Raw genomic sequence first — 22,238 nt, 5'->3', positions numbered from 1 at the left:
CGGGCGATTCCTCCGACGATCTCGGAGCCGTGCGCTCCTCCCCGGCCGTGCCGCACGGAGTGTCCCCTGCCGCACGGAGCCGTCCCTGCCGCGCCGGAGGGGGCCGCCGGACCGCGTGAGCACGCATGCGGTGATGTCGAAGTAAAGTAGACCTGCCTCTCGTGCTCGACTAGGAGGATCGATGAAACTACGGCTGGCTCGCCGGGCCGTCGGCGACGCCGTGGTGGTGGCGGTCGAGGGAGAGCTCGACCTGTTCACCGCGCCCTTCCTGCGGGACGAGGTCCGTGAGGCGATCAAGCTCGACGGCTCCCGGCTGGTGCTCGACCTGACCGCGTTGTCCTTCATGGACTCCAGCGGGCTCTCGGTGCTGATCGAGGCGTGGCGGCTGGCGACGAGCCAGGGCGGGGGCGTCGCCCTCGCCGCCCCGCAGGCACCGGTGGCGCGGATCCTGCGCACGACCGGTCTCGACCGCCGGATCAAGGTCTTCGCCGACGTCGGCACCGCCGTCGGGGAGCTGTGACCCGATCTGACGATTCCCTGGCGTTCCCCGGGCGAGATTTACCCCACCCTGAGTAGAACTTCATTCGGTCTCCGCGTTAAAGTCCGCTCATGGACCTGAACGGAGCAGCAGCAATCATCTCGGGCGGTGCCAGCGGCCTCGGCGAGGCCACGGCCCGCGAGCTCGCCGCGCACGGCGCGACCGTGGTCGTCGCCGACCTGAACGAGGAGCGCGGCAAGGCCCTCGCCGACGAGCTGGGCGGGGTTTTCGTCAAGACCGACGTGTCCGACGAGGAGCAGGTGCAGGCGGCGGTGGACGCCGCGGTGGCCACCGGCAAGCCGTTGCGCGTGGTGATCAACAGCGCCGGCATCGGCTGGGCCACCCGTACGGTGAACCGCGACGGCTCGCCGCACGACCTCGCCTCCTACCGCAAGGTCATCGAGGTCAACCTGATCGGCACCTTCAACCTGATGCGCATCGGCGCCGCGGCCATCGCCAGGACCGAACCGGTCGACGCGGACGGCCAGCGCGGCGTGGTGATCAACACCGCCTCCGTGGCGGCGCTGGAGGGCCAGGTCGGCCAGGTGGCGTACTCCGCGTCCAAGGGCGGCATCGTCGGCATGACGGTCCCGGCCGCCCGCGACCTGGGCGCGGTGGGCATCCGGGTCAACACGATCTGCCCGGGCATCATCGACACCCCGATCTACGGCTTCTCGCCCAACGCCGACGAGTTCAAGGCCAAGCTGGTCGCTCCGGTGGTCTTCCCCAAGCGCATGGGCCTGGCCTCCGAGTTCGCCCACCTGGTGCGCTCGCTGATCGAGAACGACTACATGAACGCCGAGACCATCCGCTTCGACGGCGGCATCCGCTTCCAGCCCAAGTAGGAGTCACCGGTGTCCGACGTCTCTCCCGACGACAAGAAGGCCTCCGACGAAGTCCTCGTCGAGGTCGACGGCGGCGTCGCCGTCATCACGATCAACCGGCCCAGGGCCAAGAACGCCGTCAACGGCGTCGTGGCCCGTGCCATCGCCGCGGCGCTGGACGAGTTGGAGGAGCGCAAGGACGTCTCCGCCTACGTGCTGACCGGCGCGGGCGGCACGTTCTGCGCGGGGATGGACCTCAAGGGCTTCCTGACCGGGGACTTCCCGGTCGTCGAGGGCCGGGGGTTCGGCGGTCTCGCCGAGGCCCCGCCGAGCAAGCCCCTCATCGCGGCGGTCGAGGGGTACGCCCTGGCCGGCGGCTGCGAGCTGGCGCTGGCCTGCGACATCATCGTCGCCTCCGAGGAGGCCAAGTTCGGGCTGCCCGAGCCCAAGCGCGGCCTGGTCGCCGGAGCGGGCGGCGTGATGCGGCTGCCGCGGCGCATCCCGTACCACATCGCCATGGAGATCGCGCTGACCGGCGACCACTTCCCGGCCTCGCGGCTGTACGAGGTCGGCCTGGTCAACCATCTCACCCCCGCGGGCGGGGCCCTGGGCAAGGCACTGGAGCTGGCGCGCAGGATCGCGGCGAACGCCCCGCTGGCGCTGGCCGCGACCAAGCGCGTGATCGTCGAGTCCGCCGACTGGAGCCTCGACGAGATGTTCAAGAAGCAGGGCGAGATCGTCAATCCGGTGTTCGGCTCCAAGGACGCCATGGAGGGCGCGGCGGCCTTCGCCGAGAAGCGCGCTCCGCAGTGGAAGGGCGAGTAGCGCCTTAGACCTCACGCGCCCGGCCTGTTCGCGTCCGGGCGCGTGCGGCGCCTCCGGAGTGCGTACGGTGAAGGTGTGGGTGCGTGCGGCGTGGGCACGGGACAGGCCCACGTGACGGCTCCATGAGGCCAGGAGAGCGCATGTACGACCACCCGGGGGCGACCCCTCCCACCCGATCCACCGGTGCGCGGCTCCGGCGCAGCGCGGGCAGCCTGGCCGCGGGAGCCGCAGGGGCCGGCATGCTCGTCATCCTCCTGGTCGCCGGCATGTGGGCGATCGAGGTCGCCGACTACGTGCTCCCCGGCGAGTTCGACGCCTACGGCATCCGGCCCTGGGACGTCGAGGGCCTGACCGGCATCTTCCTCGCCCCGTTCCTGCACGCCGACTTCGCCCACCTGATGGCCAACTCGCTGCCCCTGCTCGTCCTGGGCTTCCTGGCGGCCCTGCGCGGCCTGGGCCGCTTCCTGGGCGCCAGCCTGATCATCATCCTGGTCAGCGGCCTGGGCGTCTGGTTCACCAGCGACCCCCGGTCCGTCACGGTCGGCGCGAGCGGCCTGGTCTTCGGCTACTTCGGCCTGGTGGTGGCCCGCGGCCTGTTCGACCGCCGCCTGCTCGACATCGTGATCGGCGTCGGCGTCGCGGTGGCCTACTACTCGATCATCTGGGGCGTGCTCCCCACCCAGGAGGGCGTCTCCTGGCAGGGCCACCTCTTCGGCCTGCTCGGCGGCGTCCTGGCCGCCTGGATCGTCCGCCGCCCTCGCCCCGCCTTCACTCCGCACGGATCCCCGTACTGACCGCGCACGGTTCCCACCCCACCCGGAACGGCCAACGTATACTGTCAAAAACGCAGCACATGCTGTCCGTATGACAGTGAATTTCGGAGCGTGACGAACGCATCACTCACGCCCCTGCTGGAGAGGATGGGCGTGCGGGAGCCAGCGCCACCGGTCTTCCCGGTCTTCCGGTCCCGGATCACATCGGCGGTGCTCGCCAGGGCTTACCTCGGTGGCGATGAATGCTCGATCGCCGAACTCGCCGCCGCGGCGGACACCGACACCGGCACCATGGCGCGGGAGGTGGCGCGTCTGGAGCAGGCGGCCGTTCTCCGGAGTCGCAGGATCGGGCGGACCAGACTGGTGGAGGCGAACCGGAACGCCCCCTTCTACCGGGCACTCAGCGAGCTTGTCACCATAACCCTCGGTCCCGCTCACGTTCTGTCCGAGGAACTGGTCGAGGTGGCGGGGATAGAGCAGGCGGAGGTGTTCGGTTCCTGGGCCGCGCGCATGCTCGGTGAGCCGGGACCGGCCCCCGTCGACATCGATCTCCTCGTCATAGGCCGACCCGACCGGGATGACCTGCATGATGCCGCCGCCAGGGGCGGTGCCAGGCTCGGGAGAGAGGTCAACACGGTCGTGGTGTCCGCATCGCGATGGCGGACCAGCGACGACGGCTTCCTGACCGAACTCCGGAGCAGGCCGCGTGTTCCGGTTCCACTCCGGCGAGAAGATGCTCCATGACCGGCTGGGCGCGTGGCCGAGAAGAGATCATCGGGATGATCCAGCGTCGGGAGCTGACCCAGGTGGTTCCGGATGACCGGCTCGCCGCACGGATGTCCGCATCGGCTCCTGACGCCTTCCGACGGTGCTGTGACCGGGGAACCGTACGGCGTGCGTCGAACAGGGGCCGTCATGGGTGGGGCCCGGGAAGGGGAAGCCGTTCCCGGGCCTTCAGCGCGTGACTAGAGGCGCTCGACGACGTGGTCGATGCAGTGGGTCAGCGCCTCGACGTCGGCCGGGTCGATCGCCGGGAACATCGCGACGCGGAGCTGGTTGCGGCCCAGCTTGCGGTAGGGCTCGACGTCGACGATGCCGTTGGCGCGCAGCACCTTGGCGACCGCGGCGGCGTCCACCCCGTCGGAGAAGTCGATGGTGCCGACGACGTTGGAGCGGAACTCGGGGGCGGCGAACGGCGTGGTGTAGGAGGTCTTCTCCGCCCACGTGTAGAGCCGGCTCGCCGAGTCGGCGCTGCGCGCCGTGGTCCAGGCCAGGCCGCCGTTGCCGTTCATCCACTCGATCTGCTCGGCGAGCAGGAAGAGCGTGGCGACCGACGGGGTGTTGTAGGTCTGGTCCTTGGCGGAGTTGTCGATCGCCACGGGCAGGCTGAAGAACTCGGGGATGTAGCGGCCGCTGCCGGCGATCTCCTCGACCCGGGCGAGCGCGGCCGGGGACATCAGGGCGATCCACAGGCCGCCGTCGGAGGCGAAGCTCTTCTGCGGCGCGAAGTAGTAGACGTCGGTCTCGCTGATGTCGACGGGCAGGCCGCCGGCGCCGGAGGTGGCGTCCACCAGCACGAGCGAGCCGTCCTCGCCCACGCGCTTGACGGGCATCGCGACGCCGGTCGAGGTCTCGTTGTGGGTGAGCGCGTAGACGTCCACGCCGGCCTCGGTGACGGCCTCGGGGTGGCTGCCGACCTCGGACTTGATGACGCTCGGGTCGCCCAGCCACGGGGCCTTGGCCGCGACGGAGGCGAACTTGGAGGAGAACTCGCCGAAGTGCAGGTGCTGCGACCGCTCGCGGATGAGCCCGAAGGCGGCGATGTCCCAGAACGCGGTCGTGCCGCCGTTGCCGAGGACGACCTCGTAGCCCTCGGGGAGGGAGAACAGCTCCGACAGACCCGCCCGGACGCGCCCGACGAGCGACTTGACCGGCTTCTGGCGGTGGGAGGTGCCCAGCACGCTCGCGCCGGAGGCGGCCAGAGCCGAGATCTGCTCGGGGCGCACCTTCGAGGGCCCGCAGCCGAAACGGCCGTCGGCGGGCTTGAGGTCAGAGGGAATCACGATGTCAGCCACCTGACCAGCCTACTGAGCCCGTCCTGCGGCCCGGACCCGGGTCCGGGATTTGAGACGGGGATTACTGGAGAGCGAGACGGCCGCCCCGCGGAGACCCGCGGGACGGCCGTACCGGTGGAGAACGAGACGGCCGCCCCGCGGGACGGCCGTACCGGCTCGGGGCGCGTCAGAACGCGCCGATGACCTCGGCGGCGCCGGGGACGTCGTTGACCGAGCGCTGTGCCGGGCCGACGTAGTCGGCGCTGGGGCGGACGAGCCTGCCCGTGCGCTTCTGCTCCAGGATGTGCGCGGCCCAGCCCGCGGTGCGGGCGCAGGTGAACATCGAGGTGAACATGTGCGAGGGGACCTGGGCGAAGTCCAGGATGACCGCGGCCCAGTACTCGACGTTGGTGGCGAGCACCCGGTCGGGCTTGCGGGCGTGCAGTTCCTCCAGGGCGGCCTTCTCCAGCGCCGCGGCGACCTCGTAGCGGGGCGCGTCGAGCTCCTTGGCGGTACGGCGGAGCACGCGGGCCCGGGGGTCCTCGGCGCGGTAGACGCGGTGGCCGAAGCCCATCAGCCGCTGGCCCTTGTCCAGCTCGCTCTGGACGTACTTCTTGGCGTCGCCGACCTGCTCGACGCCCTCGATCATGTGCAGCACGCGGGCGGGGGCGCCGCCGTGCAGCGGGCCCGACATGGCGCCGACCGCACCGCTCAGCGCCGCGGAGACGTCGGCGCCGGTGGAGGCGATGACGCGGGCGGTGAAGGTGGAGGCGTTCATGCCGTGCTCGGCCGCGGACACCCAGTAGGCGTCGATGGCCTTGACGTGCTTGGGGTCGGGCTCGCCCCGCCAGCGGACCATGAACCGCTCGACGATGCTCTGGGCCTCGTCGACGCGCTTCTGCGGGACCATCGGCAGACCGAGGCCGCGCGCCGACTGGGCGACGAAGCTGAGGGCGGTCACGCTGGCGCGCGCGAGGTTGTCGCGCGCCTCGTCCTCGTCGATGTCGAGCAGCGGCTTGAAGCCGTAGGCGGGGGCCAGCATGGCCAGCGCACTCTGCACGTCGACGCGGATGTCACCGGAATGGACAGGAATGGGGTACGGCTCGGCCGGGGGGAGGCCCGGCTGAAACTTGTTGTCGACGAGCAGGCCCCAGACGTTCCCGAAGGAGACGCGGCCGACCAGCTCTTCGATGTCGACGCCCCGGTAGCGGAGGGCGCCCCCTTCTTTGTCCGGTTCCGCGATCTCCGTCTCGAAAGCTACGACGCCTTCGAGCCCGGGTTTGAAGTCGGACATTCTCGGCCGCCTCCCTTTCTTGAAGTCAAAGCCTTGATGTCGAGATACCGGCGAGTCATATTCAACCCCCTGTGTTCAGGAGGCCTGCCGCCGGTCCCGCCGGAACGCGATAGCCCCAGGTGGGGGGCGGTGCGCGTGCGCGGGCGTCAAGCACGCGAGAATACCGTCCCGTGGACGCCACCTCGCGCCCGCCGTCACTGGCGGGGCTCCGACGCACCTACGAGGGTCATCCCCTGCTGGAGGAGGACCTCGCACCCGATCCCATCTCCCAGTTCGCCGCCTGGTTCGGCGAGGCCGTGGACGCCGGGCTTCCCGAGCCGAACGCGATGGTCGTCGCGACGTGCTCGGCGGGTGGGCGGCCGACGGCGCGGACCGTGCTGCTCAAGGGCTACGACGAGACCGGGTTCGTCTTCTACACCAACTACGAGTCGCGCAAGGGCCGGGACCTGACCGAGAACCCCCGGGCCGGCCTGCTGTTCCCCTGGCACTCCATCCGCCGCCAGGTGCGGGTGGAGGGCCCGGTGGTCAGGCTGCCGCGGGAGGAGTCGGCCGCCTACTTCAGGTCCCGGCCGTACGGCTCGCGGATCGGAGCCTGGGCGTCGCGGCAGTCCGCGGTGGTGGGCTCGCGCCAGGAGCTGGACGAGCGGTACGCCAGGCTGGCGGAGCGCTGGCCGGAGGACCCGCCGGTGCCGGACTTCTGGGGCGGGTTCCGGGTCGTGCCGGTGGAGGTGGAGTTCTGGCAGGGCCAGCTCGACCGCATGCACGACCGCCTGCGTTACCGCCGCGCGGGGGACTCCTGGATCGTCGAGCGCCTGGCCCCCTGACCGCATCACCCTCTTTTTACTGATATATCCGGTCATTCCGGATGGGTAAGAGGGGGCGGACGTGGGGCTGCTGCAGTTCGGGCGCAGGCATCTGGTCGACGTCAGGCCCCTGGCCCACCCGGCCTACCGGCGGCTCTGGCTGGGGCAGGGCGTCTCCTACATGGGGTTCCAGCTCACCTCGGTGGCGGTCAGCGCGCAGATCTACGCCATCACCGGCTCGTCCTTCTGGGTCGGCATGCTCGGCCCGGCCAACCTCGTCCCGCTGGTCGTCTTCGGCCTGTGGGGCGGCGCGGTCGCCGACGCCGTCGACCGGCGCCGGCTCCTGATCGGCGGCGCGCTGGTCGCCTGGGCGGCGACGCTCGCCCTGCTCGTCCAGGCCTGGACGGGTACGGCGAGCGTCGGCCTGCTGCTGGCGACCGTGGCCGTGCACGCCACCGGCTTCGCCGTGACCAGCCCGACCCGGGGCGCGATCATCCCCCGGTTGCTCCCCGTCGAGCAGGTCCCGGCGGCCAACACGCTCAACTTCCTGGTCAGCAGCATCGGCGCGGTGATCGGCCCGCTGCTGGCCGGGGTGGCGCTCGCCGGGGGCGGGGTCGCCATCGCCTACCTCGCCGACGCGGTGCTGTTCGGCGCGAGCCTGTACGCCGCCCTGCGGCTGCCGAGACTCGCCCCCCTGGGAGAGGTGACCAGGCCCGGCCTGCGGTCCGTCGCGGACGGCCTGCGCTACATCGCGGGCAACCCCGTGGTGCTGATGTCGTTCGTCGTGGACGTCATCGCCATGGCCTTCGCGCTCCCCAGGGCGCTGTTCCCGGAGATCGCGGCGGAGCGGTTCGGCGGCTCCCAGATCGCGTTCGGCTGGCTCTCGGCGGGCATGGCCATCGGCTCGGTGGCCGGCGGGCTGCTGTCGGGCTGGGTGGGCCGGGTCCGGCGCCAGGGAGTGGCGCTCACGTTCACCATCGCGGTGTGGGGGGCGAGCGTCGCCGCCTCCGGCCTGGCGGGCGAGCTCTGGCTGATGGTCGCGCTGCTCGCGGTCGGCGGGGCGGCGGACATGGTTTCGGCCGTGTGGCGGCAGACCATCCTGCAGACCCACGCCCCCGACGAGATGCGCGGCCGGATGCAGGGGGTCTTCACGGTGGTGGTCGCCGGCGGCCCCCGCCTGGGCGACCTGCGGGCCGGGGCCACCGCGACCTGGTTCGGCGCCACCGGCGCCTGGGTCGGCGGCGGGCTGGCCTGCGCGGCCGCGGTGCTCGCCGCGGGGCTGGCCGTACCGGCGTTCCGGAACTACCGGGCGGGCGGGACCGGCGCGCGCGACGGCGGGACCGGGGCGTGACCGGGGCGTCCAAGGCCGGTCGGGAAGCATTCCGGGCCGCGTGGTGTTGCCCTCCTTTGTCATCTCGGGGCCATCGCGGGCGGTTCTCCCAATAGGGTCGTAGCCCAAGACCTTTTTGTGAATCCAGCCCTGTCCGGAACGACCCGCGGGACGCCGCGGAGCGGACACGGCACCGATACAGGAAGGGAGGGGTCTTGACCGCACACGGCTTGATCGACACCACGGAGATGTATCTCCGCACGATCTTCGAACTGGAGGAGGAGGGGATCGTCCCCCTCCGGGCCCGCATCGCCGAGCGGCTCCAGCAGAGCGGCCCGACCGTCAGCCAGACGGTCGCGCGGATGGAGCGGGACGGCCTGGTCCGCGTCGAGGGCGACCGGCACCTGACCATGACCGACCTCGGCCGCACCCTCGCGACCCGTGTCATGCGCAAGCACCGCCTCGCGGAGTGCCTGCTGACCCAGGTGATCGGCCTGCCCTGGGAGGAGGTGCACATCGAGGCGTGCCGCTGGGAGCACGTGATGTCGGAGTCCGTCGAGGCGCGCCTGGTCACGCTGCTGAACAACCCCGTCCGGGACCCGCACGGCAACCCGATCCCCGGTCTGGAGGAGCTCGGCGTCGCCGTGGCCGGAGTCGAATGGGAGTCGCTGCCGTCGATGGCGGAGGCGGCCGGACCCAGGGACGTACCCGTTGTCGTCCGTCGAATTAGCGAACAAGTGCAAAGCGATCCCGCTGTGATGCTTAAACTCAAGCAAGTTGGGATACAACCCGGACGCGAGGTCACGCTCGCGGCGAGCGACTACGGTGTGCGGGTGATAGGTGACGATGCGACGGGCAACTCTCTTGCGGACCTTCCGCGGGAGGTCGCTGCCCACGTCTTCGTCTCCGCGCGCTGACCGGCGCGCACTCACTCGGTTGGATCCCACGGGGAAATCCCTCCACTCCCCGGCCGAGACTGCAGCAGGAGCAACCGTGGTTCGCTTTGCGCACACCCGTTACCGAGGGGCGGTCACCGGATGAAGCGGTGGGGGGATCTTCCGCAGGACGCCGCCGACCACCTTTCGGCGGGAGCCGTCCTCGACCAGGCGGAGATGGCGGTGGTGGTCACCGACCGCTTCAGCAATCTCCTCTACTGGAACCCGTTCGCCGAGAAGCTCTTCGGCCATTCCGGCCCGCCGGGCTCCGCCGAGCCGCGCGGGCTCACGTCGAGCCTCATGGAGGCCGACCACCCGCTCGCGGTCGAGGCCGCCAAGCAGGTGCTCAAGGGCGGCGTCTGGGAGGGCACCTTCGAGGTCAAGCGCGGCGACGGGACGATGATCTACGTCCGCGCGCAGGCCGTGCCCCTGCGCCACTCCTCCGGGGCGGTGACGGGCATCGTCATCACCGCCCGCGAGGCCATGCGGAGCAACGAGCGGGAGAAGGACCGCTTCGGCCTGCTGGAGCGGATCGGCGAGCGCCTCGCCGGCTCCCTCTACGTCGAGGAGACGCTCAAGCGCGTCGCCGAGATGCTCGTCCCGCAGTTCGCCGACCACTGCTTCATCGAGCTGATGGAGGGCGAGCGGCTGACCCGCAGGGTCTCCACCCACGTCCAGGGCTGGAGCCCGCCGCCGGACACCTGGGCGCCGCTCGGCGCCGAGATCCGCTACCCCGCGGGCCACTACGCCGACACCGCGCTGCGCCGCCAGGAGACGGTCCTGGTCGAGGACTTCGCCCGGACCAGCTACCCGAGCCCCAGTGAGGGCAGCACCCGGCTGGCCGCGGAGGTCGGCCTGACGTCGGCCATCGTCGCCCCGCTGTGCGTGCGCGGCGAGACGCTCGGCCTGATGTACCTCGGGCTGTCCAACCTCACCGACCGGCGCAGCCCGCACTACGACACCTTCGACCGCGACTTCGTCGGCGCCATCGCCACCAGGGTCGCGCTGGCCGTGGACAACGCGCTGCTGTTCGAGGAGGAGCGGCACACCGCCGAGTCCTTCCAGAAATACCTCCTGCCCCGCGCCCTGCCCCAGCTCGACGGGCTGGAGATCGCGGTCCGCTACTACCCCGCCGCACCGCTCGCCTCGCACGGCCAGGGCATCCAGACCCAGGTCGGCGGCGACTGGTACGACGTGATCCCGCTCTCGGCCGGCCGGGTCGGCATCGTCATCGGCGACGTGGAGGGCCGGGGCGCCAAGGCCGCCGCCGTCATGGGGCAGCTCCGGGCCGCGCTGCGCGCCTTCGCCCAGGACGACAAGCCGCCCGCGGAGATCCTCGCCCGGCTGGACGAGTGGACCCGCATCATCGCCACCCCCGAGCAGGACGACAGCGGCGAGGACATCAGCGTCCCGCCCATCGTCACCTGCCAGTACCTCGTGTACGACGCGTGGTCGCGCGAGCTGTCCTTCGCCAACGCCGGGCACGCCCCGCCGCTGCTGCTCGCCGACGGCACCTGCGTCGAGCTCGACATCAAGGAGGTCGGCCAGCCGCTCGGCGTCCGTGCCAAGGGCATGCACGCCGACCTGGTCTACAAGGAGGAGACGCGGACGCTGCCGCCGGGGGCCTCGCTGCTGCTCTACACCGACGGCCTGGTGGACCGCCGCCCCATGCGCGACTCCGGCAGCCACCCGCTCAGCGACGAGGAGAACCTCGCGCTGCTCTGCGACAAGCTCGTCGAGTTCTCCGGCGGCTCGGTGGAGCGCATCGCCGACGCCGCGACGGTCGCGGTGCCCGGTGAGATCGACGACGACATGGCCATCCTGGTGGTCAGGTCCTCCGCCGCCGACCTGGAGGTCGAGGAGCGCACCTTCGCGGCCCAGCCGATCATGGTCAGCGAGGCCCGCCGGATGGCGGCGGAGGCCTTCGCCGGGTGGAACGTCCCGGAGGAGCGGGCCGAGCTCGCCTGCCTGCTCGTCTCCGAGGTGGTCACCAACGTCGTGCTGCACGCGGCCAACTCCGGCGTCCCCCGCCGGGACCTGGTGATGGACGGCGGTGCGCTGGACTTCGACGAGTCCTGGGACCTGCCCGGCTTCGAGGACGAGGACGAAGGCGAGACCGTCGCCGAGAAGGAGTTCACGCTCCGGATCCGGCGCGGCCGGGAGTCCGTCTGGGTCGAGGTCTTCGACCAGGACCTGCGGCTTCCCCGCATCCGCAGCGCCGGGGAGAACGACGAGGGCGGCCGCGGTCTCTACCTCGTCGACCAGCTCGCCAGGCGCTGGGGCTCCCGTCCCACGCAGGAGGGCAAGGCCGTCTGGTTCGAGATCCCCACCCGGTCGCGCTGAGCGCACCACCGCTCCCCGCGCGCTCCCGGGACTAGGCCCGATCCCCGATCGGTGCTTGAGTGGTCTGTATGAACCTGGCCTTCGAACGGCGCGGGGTGGGAGCGCCCCTGATCCTGCTGCACGGCATCGGGCACCACTGGCAGGGGTGGCTGCCCGTGCTCGACCGTCTCGCCGCCGAGCGGGACGTGATCGCCGTCGACTTCCCGGGTTTCGGCGTCTCGCCGCCGCTGCCGCCCGGCACGCCGTACACCGCGGAGACGCTCGCGGACGCGGTCGAGTCCTTCTGCGGGATGCTCGGCGTCCGCGAGCCGCACGTGGCGGGCAACTCGCTCGGCGGCTACGTCGCGTTGGAGCTCGCCTCCCGGGGGGTCGTCCGCACGGCCGCGGCGCTGTCCCCGGCGGGGTTCTGGAGCCGGAGCGAGCTGCTGTACCTCCAGACGGTGCTCCGCGCGACCAGGGCGGCGGCGCTGGCCCTCCCGCCGGAGCGGGCCGAGGCGACGGCGCGGAACCCGGTCGCGAGGGCGCTGTCGACGGGCTTGATGGTGGCGCACCCGGGCAGGCTCTCCGAGGGGGCGGTGCTCGCCGCCGGGGAGGCCCTGCGGGGCGCCGGGGGGTTCGACGAGACGCTGGCCTCGTTCGCGTGGCTGATGCCCCCGGCGCCGCCCAAGGCGCCGGTCACGATCGCCTGGGGCGAGCACGACCGGCTGCTCCTCCGGCGGCAGGCCGTACGGGCGGCGCGGTGGTCCGGGCAGCGGGTGAAGCTGCTGCGGGGCTGCGGCCACCTGCCGATGAGCGATGATCCCGAACTGGTCGCCCGGGTGCTGCTGGAGGCGTCCGCCGGTTAGCGCGGCGGGCCGGGAGCGCGTCGGTGCGCGGTCTGTCCCGGTGACGTCCGGCGCGGTACGGCGCACCGCGCGTCAGCGCATGGTCTGTCCCCAGACGGCGAGCATCACGATGGCGAACGCGACCATGACGCCCGCGTAGGCGAGGGGGCCGAGCCGCAGTGCCCGGCGCACCCGGTTCAGCCCCCAGGCGAACAGGAACGCCAGGAAGACCAGCAGGATCAGTCCGCTGTCCATCGTCACCGCCTCGGGGAAGCCTCGCTGACCAGTATGCGCCGTCCGATCGCCGGGTGCGGAGGTTCCGTTCGACGGCTGCGGAGGTTCCGTGAGCGCCTTCCGGACACGGCGGGTGCGTGCGGTCCGGTGGTTCGTGGCAGGGTGGCCGTCGTGAACAGAACGTCGAAGACAACGCGTGTCCTGCTGGCGGCGGCGTTCGCCGTGTGCCTCTCCGCCTGCGCGGGGGAGGGCGGCTCGGACCCGTCCGCCACCTCCGCGGCGCCCTCCGCCTCGGCGTCCGCCACGGAGACCGCGTCCCCCGCGGTCTCCACTCCGGCCCCGGCCCTGCCGTCGGAGACGGCCGAGGCGTCGCCTCCGGTGCCCTCGCCCTCGGCTCCGTCGAGTCCGGACATCCCCGGCGGCAGGGGCCTCGACGAGGACGTGCTGGGCCAGGTGACCATGAAGGGGGCGAATTCCATCCTGATCACGGGGGACGACGCCGGCGACCGCACCGCGCAGCTCCTGCCGTACACCGAGGTGTTCGACGTGCAGGGCGCCATCTGCGACGAGGGGGAGCTCCCGCACCGGTGCAGCGTGGACCAGCTGAAGAAGGCGCTCAAGGCGGACGTCTCGCTGTACGCCAAGGTGACGATCAAGGACGGAGTGGCGGTGAAGATCGAGGAGCTCGTCAGGAACTGACCCGGCGTCCGCCGATCACGCCCGCACCGGGATGTCCCGCGGCGCGGGCGTGATCGCTGTGCGGGTGTGATCGGCGGACGGGGCCGCGACCGGAAGCCGCCGGCAGCCGCCGGCAGCCGCCGGAAGCGACCAGGGCGGCCGGGGGCGATCAGCGGCGGGAAGTGGTCAGAAGCCGAAGGAGCGGCCGATGATCTCCTTCATGATCTCGGTGGTCCCGCCGTAGATCGTCTGGACGCGGCTGTCGATCCAGGCCTTGGCGACGGGATACTCCATCATGTAGCCGTAGCCGCCGTGCAGCTGGAGGCAGCGGTCGATGACCTTGGTCTGCAGTTCGGTGGTCCACCACTTGGCCTTGGCGGCGTCCACGACGGTGAGCCGCTCCGCGTTGAGGGCGAGGATGCACTTGTCCAGATAGTGCCGGGCGATCTCGACCTCGGTGTCCAGCTCGGCCAGGACGAACCGGGTGTTCTGGAAGGTGCCGATGCTGCGCCCGAAGGCCTGGCGGTTCCTGCAGTAGTCGATGGTCGCCTTGAGCACGGTCTCGGCGGCGGCCACCGCCGCGACGGCGATCGACAGGCGCTCCTGCGGCAGGTTGCCCATGAGCTGGAAGAAGCCCTGGCCCTCCTGGTCGCCGAGCAGGTTGGCGGCGGGCACGCGGACGCCCTCGAAGAACAGCTCGGCGGTGTCCTGGGCGTGCATGCCGATCTTGTCCAGGTTGCGGCCCCGGGTGAAGCCCTCCATGCCGCGCTCCACGACCAGCAGCGAGATGCCCCGGGCGCCCGCGGCCGGGTCGGTCTTGGCGACGGTCACCACCAGGTCGGAGTTGATGCCGTTGGTGATGAAGGTCTTGGAGCCGTTGAGGACGTAGTGGTCGCCCTCGCGCACGGCGGTGGTCCGCACGCCCTGCAGGTCGCTGCCGGCTCCCGGCTCGGTCATCGCGACGGCGGTGATCAGCTCGCCGCTCGCGAACCCGGGCAGCCAGCGGGCCTTCTGCTCGTCGTTCGTCAGGTCGACGAAGTACGGGGCCATGACGTCGTTGTGGAGGGAGAAGCCGAGGCCGGACGCGCCGACCCTGATGATCTCCTCGACGATCACCGCGTTGTAGCGGAAGTCCTTGATCCCCGCCCCGCCGAACTCCTCCGGCACCCCGAAGCCGAACATCCCGACCTCGCCGGCCTTCTTCCACACCTCGCGGGGGACGATGCCGTCCTTCTCCCACCGGTCGTGGTGCGGCACGACCTCCCGGGCCAGGAACTCGCGCACGGTCTCCCGGAAGAGATCGTGCTCCTCCTCGAAGAGGTCTCGCTGCATGGACTGCCTCCTTAGGGTCTCCGCGGAACAGAATACGATTCTGTTACCTGGAGGTACAGGTGGTCGGGGGTGCCGGGTTCCCCGCGTGGAACGTTCGCGAGATCACAACTGCGCCACAGTGCCCTGGGAGTCTCCCCGAACCCCCTGCGGGGGGCTGCCGCATACCAGTACGATCCGGACCGGTTGTGATGAAATGACCATTTCTGTGTCCAGGTTTTACGAGCGGAGTGACCAGTGGCGCGGTGGACAACAGGGCTCCGTACAGCGGTTGCGGTCCCGATGCTGGGGCTGCTGAGCGGCGCGCTGGTCGTGCTGTCGTCCGGTACGGCCTCCGCGAACAACGCCGAGCTGGTGGTCGACTACACCTGCATCGGAGGCCTCACGCAGAGCGGTCCGGTGAGCCTGAGGACGAAGGTGTCGATTCCCACGACGCTCTCGGTCGGCCAGCCGCTCAGCATCGGCTGGGCTCTCGGCTACCGGAACCAGCTTCCGGCCAGGTTCGGCTCGCCGGCCTACTTCGCTCCGGGCGGCAAGGTCTCGGTTACCGGCAACGTGAAGCTCTCCGGCGGCTGGCAGGGAGTCCTCCAGCCGAAGGGGAGCGTGGACCAGCCGAACCAGCTCCAGCCGGGCACCGTTCTGAGGCTTCCCGAGGGGATCTCCGACGCCGCCCACACCACTGCGGCGGCGAAGGTCAAAGTGACGCCCCAGAGGTTGTTCGTGGACTTCACCCCGCCCGCCGGTGAGGCCATGGTCAACGACGACCATCCGGATGTGAAGTACGACGGCGACTGGGCGAGCCTCGACGACCAGCCGGAGAACAACAACGACCACCACCACGACGTCCACCACACGACGAAGGCGGGGGCGAAGGCCACCTTCACCTTCACCGGGACCGGGATCGAGTACGTCGCCCGGCGCGACAGCGACGCCGGCCGGATCGGATTCAAGATCAACGGACAGGACGCCACGCCGGCCTACGTGGACGCCTCGAAGCTGCCCGACGGCACGGCCTCGAACGACGATGACAAGGGTGGGCTGACGCTCTGGAGGTTCCGCGGTCTCGCCTACGGTCAGCACACCATCGAGGTCACGAACCTGGACGAGGGCAAGGAGGCGACCCTCGACGCCTTCCGGGTGATCACGAGGGAGCTGGTGAACCCGCCGGACGAATACAGGACCGTCTGCACGCTCGACAGTGCGCCGGTGTCGGTGGACGTCACGATCGGAGGTGCGGGCGGATCGCCCTCGCCCGACCCGACGGGCACCGTCACGTCCACTCCGACGACGTCCGTCACTCCGACGATCTCGGTGACGCCGACGATCTCCGTCACGCCCCCGGTGACCTTCCCGCCCGTGGCTCCCTCGTGCACGCCTCAGGCTCTACCCTCCCGGGCGCCGACGCCGACGCCGACTCTTGCGCGCACGCCTACGCCCATTCCGGTATGCCCCACGACTCCGTCGCCCCAGGGGCAGACCAGCAAGTCCGCCTCACCCACCGCGACGAAGACCGTCACGACCACGCCCAAGCCGACCGTCACGGCCACCGTCACCGTCACGCCCACGCGGGCGACGCCCACCACCCCCCAGGTCGTGGTGACGCCCAAGGGGGGCGCGGACACGGGCGGCGGGCCCGGTGAGCGCTCGGGCCTGGGCCTCGTCGGAGCCGGGTCGGCCGTGGTCTTCGGCGGGATGCTGGGCGGTGCGGTGCTCGTCCGGCGCCGGGCGGCGCACGCGCGGAGCGGGGAGTAGGCATGGGCGCCGGAATGTACCCGGAGCCGCCGGGGGAGGGGCACGCCCCCCGCCCGGATGACGGCTCCGCCTCCCCGGGCGGAGACTCCGTCCACCCGGCAGGCGGTTCCGTCTACCCGGGCGGCGCGCCCGCGTCCGGCGGAAGGAAGTGGCTGCTCCCCTCCCTGCTGGTCGCCGGGTCGCTGGCCGGGGTGGGGATGGTCATGGCCGGGCTGCTCACCTACCTGGCCCCGCTCTCCGAGGAGGAGATGTACGGGCCTCCGGTGCCCCAGGCGGCGGCGCAGAACCAGCCGCAGCCCGTCCAGCCGCAGGACCAGAACGCGGCGGGGGCACCCGCGGAGGTGGGTCCGGGCGGGCTGGAGGTCCCGCTGACGGCCGCCGCACCCACGGCCGCGCCGCCGCTGCCCGTCGTGATGCCGCCGGAGCCGCTCAGGAGCGAGGGGGTGACCCCGCGCAGGATCGCCATCCCCAAGATCGGCGTGCTGTCGTCGCTGATGACGCTCGGGATCGACAAGAAGCAGCGGGTCCAGACCCCTCCGCTGAACCGGCTCCACCTGGCGGGCTGGTACAAGCACGGTCCCGTCCCCGGGCAGCAGGGACCCTCGGTCGTCCTCGGCCACGTCAACGGCAACGGCAAGGCCGGGGTCTTCGTCCGCCTCAAGGAGCTCAGGCGCGGGGACAAGATCAAGGTGTCGCGCTCGGACGGGGCCGTGGCGGAGTTCACCGTCGACGGGGTCGAGCAGGTCAGCAAGCAGGCGTTCCCGTCGAAGCGGGTCTACGGCAACACCGGCGAGGCCACCCTGCGCCTGATCACCTGCGGCGGCGTCCTCAACCAGAAGACCGGCCACTACACCGACAACATCATCGTCTACGCGACCCTCTCCGCCACCGGCAAGGCGTCCTCGCGCTGACCCGGGCGTTCAGACCGTGACGAGGCGCACGTCCTGCGCGTCCAACGCCTTCAGACAGGCGGCCGTGTCTTCCGGGTCGCTGGTGAACACCGCGGCGCTGCCGTGACGTACGGCGGTCAGCCGGCGGTCAGCGCCACCAGAGCGTCGACCGCGTCCGGACGCTTCTCCGGCGGTAGCTCATCAGCCGTACAGTGTGGCCGGATCCACCAGGAGGACCCGGGGGTCCGCGGCGGACGCGGCGTGGAGGTCGGCGTCGAACTCGGCGCCGCCGTAGCAGGCCGGTACGGTGGCGGAGGTGTCGTAGCCCTTGACGCTCAGCAGGTCGCGCGCCCGCCGGAGGCGGTCGAGATGGCGCAGCCCCATCGGCTTGTCCCACTCGGCCTCGCCGAGGGAGAGGACCCGGCGCCTCTCTCCGGGCGGTGCCGAGGACAGCACCGCGACGTCGACCTGGATCTGCGTGCGGTTGACCGGGTCGGCGACCACCCCTTCGGCCACCTCTCCGGGCAGTTCGCCGAAGACGTCGGGGCCGGCGTCCATCGCCCACTCCCGGCACAGCCACTCGAAGTGCGGTCCCACGACCTGCGCCAGGAAAGTGGCCTGGGAGTTGCTCCAGGCGGCGACGCGGTTCCCCCGCTCCAGCCGGGTCCACTCCCTGCGCATCACCGCCTCGTAGAAGGCGATCTGAGACGTGGGAGAATTTATGCCCGTTTTGCCGACAAGTTCCCACCCGCTGTCCGGTCTCCATAAGATCTATGACAAGACTTGACCATCGGTGGGAATCCCGGGCGATCACCCCACCGCGCAACCGCATCCAACCGGGGAGAGACCGTGCTGAAGTCCAAGACGCGCAGACGCGTCGCGGTCAAGACGGCCGCCATCGGCGCAGTGGGCGCAGGTGTCCTCTTCGGAGCCGTTCCGGCGATCGCGTCGATGACGGCGGCGCCCAAGGCGGTGACCTACAACTGCGAGCCGGAGACGGGCGCCGCCAGCCCCTACAAGTTCCAGATGGACCTGACCGGCCCGCTGGCGCCGACGCCGAACGGCCCGGTCGTCGCGACCTGGAAGATCGGCCAGCCCGTCGCCCCCGAACCGAGCCTGCTCGCCCCCTCGGCCGTCGCCGCCACCGAGCGCCTCGTGGTCGAGGCGGAGGCGCTGGTCACGGGCTCGCCGCTGCCCACGCAGACCTCGACCGTCCTCGCCACGACCTCGTCCACCCCCGGCGCGGTGGCCCAGGGCAGCCCACTGCCGACCTCCACCGTGTTCATCACGATGACGCCGACCGCCACCGGCGTCATCGGGATCCAGCCCAGCTCCTTCATCCTGGCGGTGGGCCCGACCAGCGGCACCGGCACCGTCGGCGACCTGTACGACTGCACGCCCGCGTCCCCGGCGGAGGTCACCGCCGCCGGGCTGCTGATCACGGTGAAGCCGTCCGGCACCGGCACGGGGACGGGAACGCCGTCGGCCTCGGCCACGAACACCACCACGACCCCGAAGCCGACGATCACCATCACCCACACCATCACGCCGGAGCCCACGGAGAGCACCAAGACCACCAAGACCACCAAGACGCGGCAGATCGAGGAGACGCCCGAGGGCGCGGCGTCCACGGGCGGGGGCGGCGAGGCCGGTCCGGACGCCCGCATGATCATGCTGAGCGGCGCACTGCTGGTCGCGGCGGCCGGAGCCGGTGGGCTGGTGCTGCGGCGCCGTACCACGCAGCGGGGCTGACAAGGGTGGCCGGATGACCACGCCCACTCCGGACGGCCGGCGGCCGGGGCCCGTCCCGCCCGGCGGGGGACCGCGACGGCCCGCGCAGCCGTACGGGCATCTCCCGCCGGGCCACCCGCCGCCCGGATACGGCCAGGCGGGCCACCCGTCGCCCGGATACGGCCAGGCGGGCCACCCGTCGCCCGGGTACGGGCCGGCGGGTCGTCCGCCCGGCTACGGGCAGGCGAGCCACCTCCCGCCGGGATACGGCGAGCCGGGTCTTCCGCCCGGGTACGGCGAGCCGTACGTCGACCCCGCCGGCGGGCGGGTGCTGCGGTCGGTGCTGATCCTGGCCGGGATCGCCGGGGTGGTCACGGTGCTCGTGGGGATGATCCTCATGGTCTCCGCGCCCGAGCAGTACGGCCTCGCCGACCAGCGGACCACCCTGCCGCCGCGGGTGCAGCCCAGTGCGGCCGGGGCGGAGCAGTACTTCCAGGCGGCTCCCACCGTGCCGCCGCCGCAGCCGAGCCTGCCGGCGGCCCCGGCGCTGCAGCCCTCGACCCCGCTCCGCCTGGTCATCCCGAAGCTCGGCGTCGACGCACCGATCAAGTCCGTCGGGCTCGACAAGCAGGGGGCGATCGAGGTGCCGCCGGTGGGCAACCCCAACCTCGTCGGCTGGTACCGCTCGGGCCCCACTGCGGGGGAGGCGGGACCGGCGATCATGCTGGGGCACAAGGACACCCGGAGGGGGAGCGCGGTGTTCAGCCGCCTCCACGAGATCCGCAACGGGGACGTCATCGAGGTGCACCGCCAGGACGGCCTGGTCGCGGTGTTCACCGTGGGCGGGCTGGAGCAGGCGGAGAAGTCGGTCTTCCCGACGCAGCGGGTGTACGGCGAGTCGGCCGTGCCGCAGCTCCACCTGATCACCTGCGGCGGGACCTACGACCACGCGACCGGTCACTACACCGACAACGTGATCGCCTACGCGACGATGACGGGCACCCGCCGGACATGAGCGCGGACACCACCCCCGGGCCCGGGAGAACCGGAGCGGAGGAGACGGACCCGGCCGACGCGGGGGACCGGCCGGATTCCGGTGCCGCCGGACTGATGGCGCGCGCCGCCGGGCTCGCGCGGCGCATCGACGGGTTCGTGGGGCGCGTCGACGGGTCCCTGCGGCGGCGGGCGCACCCGCTGGGGCTGGGCGCGACGGTGGTGCTGGCCGCCTGCGCCTACGCCGTGCTCGGGCTGGTCAAGCTGGCCACCTTCCGGGCGAGCATCTTCGACCTGGTCATCTTCGACCAGGCCGTGCGCGGCTACGCGGGCCTCGGGCCGCCGACGGCGCCCGCGGTGGGCGTGAACTACGGCCTGGGCATGGACTTCCTCCAGCTCGCCGACCACTTCTCGCCGATCCTCGCCGTCCTGGCCCCGCTGTACTGGATCCACGACGGGCCGCAGACCCTGATCGTCGCGCAGGCCGTACTGCTCGCGCTGGCCGCGGTCCCCGTCTGGCACTACGCCGCACGCCGCCTCGGCCCGGTCCCCGCGCACCTGGTCGCGGTGGCCTACGCGGTGTCGTGGCCGGTCGCGCAGACCGCCGGGTTCGACTTCCACGAGGTGGCGTTCGTCCCGCTGCTGAGCGCGATCATGATCGAGCGCTTCGACGCGGGCCGCCGGGGCGTGGCGGTCCTGGCCGCGCTGGGCCTGCTGCTGGTCAAGGAGGACATGGGCCTGCTCGTCGCGGGCTTCGGCGTCTACCTGCTCGTCACACGGCGCAGGCTGGAGGGGACCGCGTTCGTCCTGCTCGCGCTCGCGGCGCTGGTGACGATCCGCGGTGTCCTGATGCCGCTGGCGGGGGCGGGCGAGGCGGGCTTCCACTGGGCCTACGGCCGGTGGGGGGCGACCGTGGGCGAGGCGGCGGCCGGGCTCGCGCGCGACCCGCTGGGGGCGCTGTGGCAGTTCGTCAGCCCGGAGATCAAGGTCGACACGCTGGCCTTCCTCTTCTGGCCGGTGCTGCTGACCGCGCTGTTCTCGCCGCTCACCCTGATGGCGGTCCCGATGATCGCCGAACGCTTCCTGGGCGACCGGCCGCAGTGGTGGGGACCGGACCACCACTACAACGCCTTCATCGTGGCGGCCCTGCTGTGCGCGGGCGTGGACGGTGCGGACCGGCTGGGGCGGCGCCTGCGGAACCGGCACGCGGGACGTGAGGCGGGGCGTTACTGGGCGGTCGGCGTCTGCGTGATCGCCATCACGCTGATCCCGCGCTTCGCGCTCGGCAACCTGGTCGAGTGGTCCTTCTACGAGGGCGATCCGCACGTCGCGGCGGCCCGGGAGGCGGTGTCCGCGGTGCCGGACGGGGTGGTCGTCGAGGCGGTGAACCACGTCGGACCCGCGCTCACCTCACGGACGACCGTGCTGCTCTGGGGGCCCGTGCCCCGCGACGCGCCGTGGATCGTGGCCGACGTGGACCGCTGGTCCTTCCCGTTCGGCGCCCACGAGCTCCAGCGGCAGCGGGTCGACGAGGCCCTGCGCAGCGGCTACCGCCCGGTCTTCGAGAGGGACGGCTACATCGTGCTGAACCGGCCGTCCTGACGAGGGAAGCGGGGATCCGGGGCGAGGAGGGGGCCGCCTCGAGCGGCCGGGCCGAGGTGACCGGCGGTCGCGGGCTCCGCATCCGGTCGCCGGGCCCCGCCGGGGCATCTGGTCGCCGGGGCTGAAACTTTCAGACGCCCCTCCGGAAGACCTCGCGACCCCCGTCCTGGAGAACGAATCTGACCTGACACGTTTCAATCCGATGGCCGTGACCAGGTGAACCGGCGCTCCTGTCGATTGACGCCCACATCCGCACGCTCTACCTTCTGAAGGCTAGGAAAGCGCATTCCACCGGGAGCGCGCGGATCGTCGAGATGATCCACGCGGACCGGACCGTACGTCCTCCCTGTTCCCGGCCATCCATGCCGTCGTGGCCCGGACGGGAGGCGCCGGAGAGGCCGACGGATCCCTGAGCCCATCCCCCCATGGTTCAGATCGGAGCTGGAAATGAAACGTTTTAAAGTAGCGCCGTCCCGTTCGCGCCGA

At 71.6% G+C, this 22,238-nt stretch carries 21 protein-coding genes; 16 read left to right on the top strand and 5 right to left on the bottom strand.

The genetic code is table 11. From position 1 onward, the window contains the following. Nucleotides 1–181: 181 nt before the first annotated feature. The 5 genes from IEZ06_RS03175 to IEZ06_RS03155 all read left to right on the top strand — a co-directional run bounded on the left by IEZ06_RS03175 (nucleotide 182) and on the right by IEZ06_RS03155 (nucleotide 3,704). Nucleotides 182–520, top strand: a complete 339-nt coding sequence (locus IEZ06_RS03175; RefSeq protein ID WP_068896492.1) for an STAS domain-containing protein — start codon at nucleotides 182–184, stop codon at nucleotides 518–520. An 89-nt stretch (nucleotides 521–609) separates the two neighbouring features. Next, entirely contained in the window at nucleotides 610–1,383 is a 774-nt protein-coding gene (locus IEZ06_RS03170; protein WP_189235112.1) for an SDR family NAD(P)-dependent oxidoreductase, read from the top strand. A gap of 9 nt (nucleotides 1,384–1,392) precedes the next feature. After that, nucleotides 1,393–2,187 (top strand): crotonase/enoyl-CoA hydratase family protein, encoded by a 795-nt coding sequence (locus IEZ06_RS03165; RefSeq protein ID WP_189235111.1) that lies wholly within the window; start codon nucleotides 1,393–1,395, stop codon nucleotides 2,185–2,187. 140 nt (nucleotides 2,188–2,327) lie between these two features. After that, on the top strand, nucleotides 2,328–2,981 hold the full coding sequence (locus tag IEZ06_RS03160; protein WP_189235110.1) for a rhomboid family intramembrane serine protease: 654 nt from the start codon (nucleotides 2,328–2,330) through the stop codon (nucleotides 2,979–2,981). A 90-nt stretch (nucleotides 2,982–3,071) separates the two neighbouring features. Beyond that, entirely contained in the window at nucleotides 3,072–3,704 is a 633-nt protein-coding gene (locus IEZ06_RS03155; RefSeq protein WP_203871775.1) for a helix-turn-helix domain-containing protein, read from the top strand. Between the two features lie 221 nt (nucleotides 3,705–3,925). On the opposite strand, the gene serC is transcribed toward IEZ06_RS03155, so the two are convergent. Together serC and IEZ06_RS03145 are read right to left on the bottom strand one after the other, a co-directional pair. After that, complete coding sequence (serC, locus tag IEZ06_RS03150; RefSeq protein WP_189235109.1) at nucleotides 3,926–5,035, bottom strand: phosphoserine transaminase; 1,110 nt, start codon at nucleotides 5,033–5,035, stop codon at nucleotides 3,926–3,928. 166 nt (nucleotides 5,036–5,201) lie between these two features. Beyond that, a complete protein-coding gene (locus tag IEZ06_RS03145; RefSeq protein ID WP_189235108.1) occupies nucleotides 5,202–6,308 on the bottom strand; it encodes a citrate synthase 2 in 1,107 nt (368 codons plus the stop codon). A 170-nt stretch (nucleotides 6,309–6,478) separates the two neighbouring features. On the opposite strand from IEZ06_RS03145, the gene pdxH reads away from it, so the two are divergent. From pdxH to IEZ06_RS03120, 5 genes are all read left to right on the top strand, one after another. Beyond that, nucleotides 6,479–7,132, top strand: coding sequence for a pyridoxamine 5'-phosphate oxidase (pdxH, locus tag IEZ06_RS03140; protein WP_189235107.1), 654 nt, complete (start codon nucleotides 6,479–6,481; stop codon nucleotides 7,130–7,132). A gap of 61 nt (nucleotides 7,133–7,193) precedes the next feature. Further along, nucleotides 7,194–8,462, top strand: a complete 1,269-nt coding sequence (locus tag IEZ06_RS03135) for an MFS transporter (protein WP_229797737.1) — start codon at nucleotides 7,194–7,196, stop codon at nucleotides 8,460–8,462. A gap of 194 nt (nucleotides 8,463–8,656) precedes the next feature. Then, nucleotides 8,657–9,358 carry an iron-dependent transcriptional repressor DtxR gene (locus IEZ06_RS03130; protein WP_189235106.1) on the top strand — a complete coding sequence of 234 codons (702 nt, stop codon included), beginning with the start codon at nucleotides 8,657–8,659 and terminating at the stop codon, nucleotides 9,356–9,358. Between the two features lie 120 nt (nucleotides 9,359–9,478). Further along, nucleotides 9,479–11,719 carry an ATP-binding SpoIIE family protein phosphatase gene (locus tag IEZ06_RS03125; RefSeq protein WP_189235105.1) on the top strand — a complete coding sequence of 747 codons (2,241 nt, stop codon included), beginning with the start codon at nucleotides 9,479–9,481 and terminating at the stop codon, nucleotides 11,717–11,719. Nucleotides 11,720–11,787: 68 nt separating this feature from the next. Next, a complete protein-coding gene (locus IEZ06_RS03120; RefSeq protein ID WP_189235104.1) occupies nucleotides 11,788–12,564 on the top strand; it encodes an alpha/beta fold hydrolase in 777 nt (258 codons plus the stop codon). 72 nt (nucleotides 12,565–12,636) lie between these two features. Here IEZ06_RS03120 and IEZ06_RS03115 read toward each other — a convergent pair whose 3' ends face one another. Beyond that, a complete protein-coding gene (locus tag IEZ06_RS03115) occupies nucleotides 12,637–12,798 on the bottom strand; it encodes a hypothetical protein (protein WP_189235103.1) in 162 nt (53 codons plus the stop codon). 150 nt (nucleotides 12,799–12,948) lie between these two features. On the opposite strand from IEZ06_RS03115, the gene IEZ06_RS03110 reads away from it, so the two are divergent. Next, complete coding sequence (locus tag IEZ06_RS03110; protein ID WP_189235102.1) at nucleotides 12,949–13,476, top strand: hypothetical protein; 528 nt, start codon at nucleotides 12,949–12,951, stop codon at nucleotides 13,474–13,476. Nucleotides 13,477–13,641: 165 nt separating this feature from the next. Here IEZ06_RS03110 and IEZ06_RS03105 read toward each other — a convergent pair whose 3' ends face one another. Further along, on the bottom strand, nucleotides 13,642–14,787 hold the full coding sequence (locus tag IEZ06_RS03105) for an acyl-CoA dehydrogenase family protein (RefSeq protein WP_189235101.1): 1,146 nt from the start codon (nucleotides 14,785–14,787) through the stop codon (nucleotides 13,642–13,644). 279 nt (nucleotides 14,788–15,066) lie between these two features. Between IEZ06_RS03105 and IEZ06_RS03100 the strand changes: the two genes are divergently transcribed. Both IEZ06_RS03100 and IEZ06_RS03095 read left to right on the top strand, forming a co-directional pair. After that, on the top strand, nucleotides 15,067–16,536 hold the full coding sequence (locus IEZ06_RS03100) for a hypothetical protein (protein ID WP_189235100.1): 1,470 nt from the start codon (nucleotides 15,067–15,069) through the stop codon (nucleotides 16,534–16,536). Between the two features lie 2 nt (nucleotides 16,537–16,538). Then, nucleotides 16,539–17,447, top strand: a complete 909-nt coding sequence (locus tag IEZ06_RS03095) for a class F sortase (RefSeq protein ID WP_189235099.1) — start codon at nucleotides 16,539–16,541, stop codon at nucleotides 17,445–17,447. Between the two features lie 180 nt (nucleotides 17,448–17,627). On the opposite strand, the gene IEZ06_RS03090 is transcribed toward IEZ06_RS03095, so the two are convergent. Further along, nucleotides 17,628–18,107, bottom strand: coding sequence for a hypothetical protein (locus IEZ06_RS03090; RefSeq protein ID WP_189235098.1), 480 nt, complete (start codon nucleotides 18,105–18,107; stop codon nucleotides 17,628–17,630). Nucleotides 18,108–18,275: 168 nt separating this feature from the next. On the opposite strand from IEZ06_RS03090, the gene IEZ06_RS03085 reads away from it, so the two are divergent. Genes IEZ06_RS03085 through IEZ06_RS03075 form a run of 3 tightly spaced genes read left to right on the top strand, consistent with a single transcriptional unit; the run spans nucleotide 18,276 to nucleotide 21,752 of the window. Beyond that, complete coding sequence (locus IEZ06_RS03085) at nucleotides 18,276–19,178, top strand: hypothetical protein (RefSeq protein WP_189235097.1); 903 nt, start codon at nucleotides 18,276–18,278, stop codon at nucleotides 19,176–19,178. Nucleotides 19,179–19,191: 13 nt separating this feature from the next. Next, nucleotides 19,192–20,172 carry a class F sortase gene (locus IEZ06_RS03080; RefSeq protein ID WP_189235096.1) on the top strand — a complete coding sequence of 327 codons (981 nt, stop codon included), beginning with the start codon at nucleotides 19,192–19,194 and terminating at the stop codon, nucleotides 20,170–20,172. Then, nucleotides 20,169–21,752 (top strand): DUF2079 domain-containing protein, encoded by a 1,584-nt coding sequence (locus IEZ06_RS03075; RefSeq protein WP_229797736.1) that lies wholly within the window; start codon nucleotides 20,169–20,171, stop codon nucleotides 21,750–21,752. Before IEZ06_RS03080 ends, IEZ06_RS03075 begins: the two co-directional genes overlap by 4 nt. Nucleotides 21,753–22,238 lie beyond the last annotated feature (486 nt).

This window comes from Planomonospora antibiotica (assembly GCF_014647955.1).
Lineage (GTDB): Bacteria > Actinomycetota > Actinomycetes > Streptosporangiales > Streptosporangiaceae > Planomonospora > Planomonospora parontospora.
This window is presented reverse-complemented; position numbering and strand designations above follow the sequence as displayed.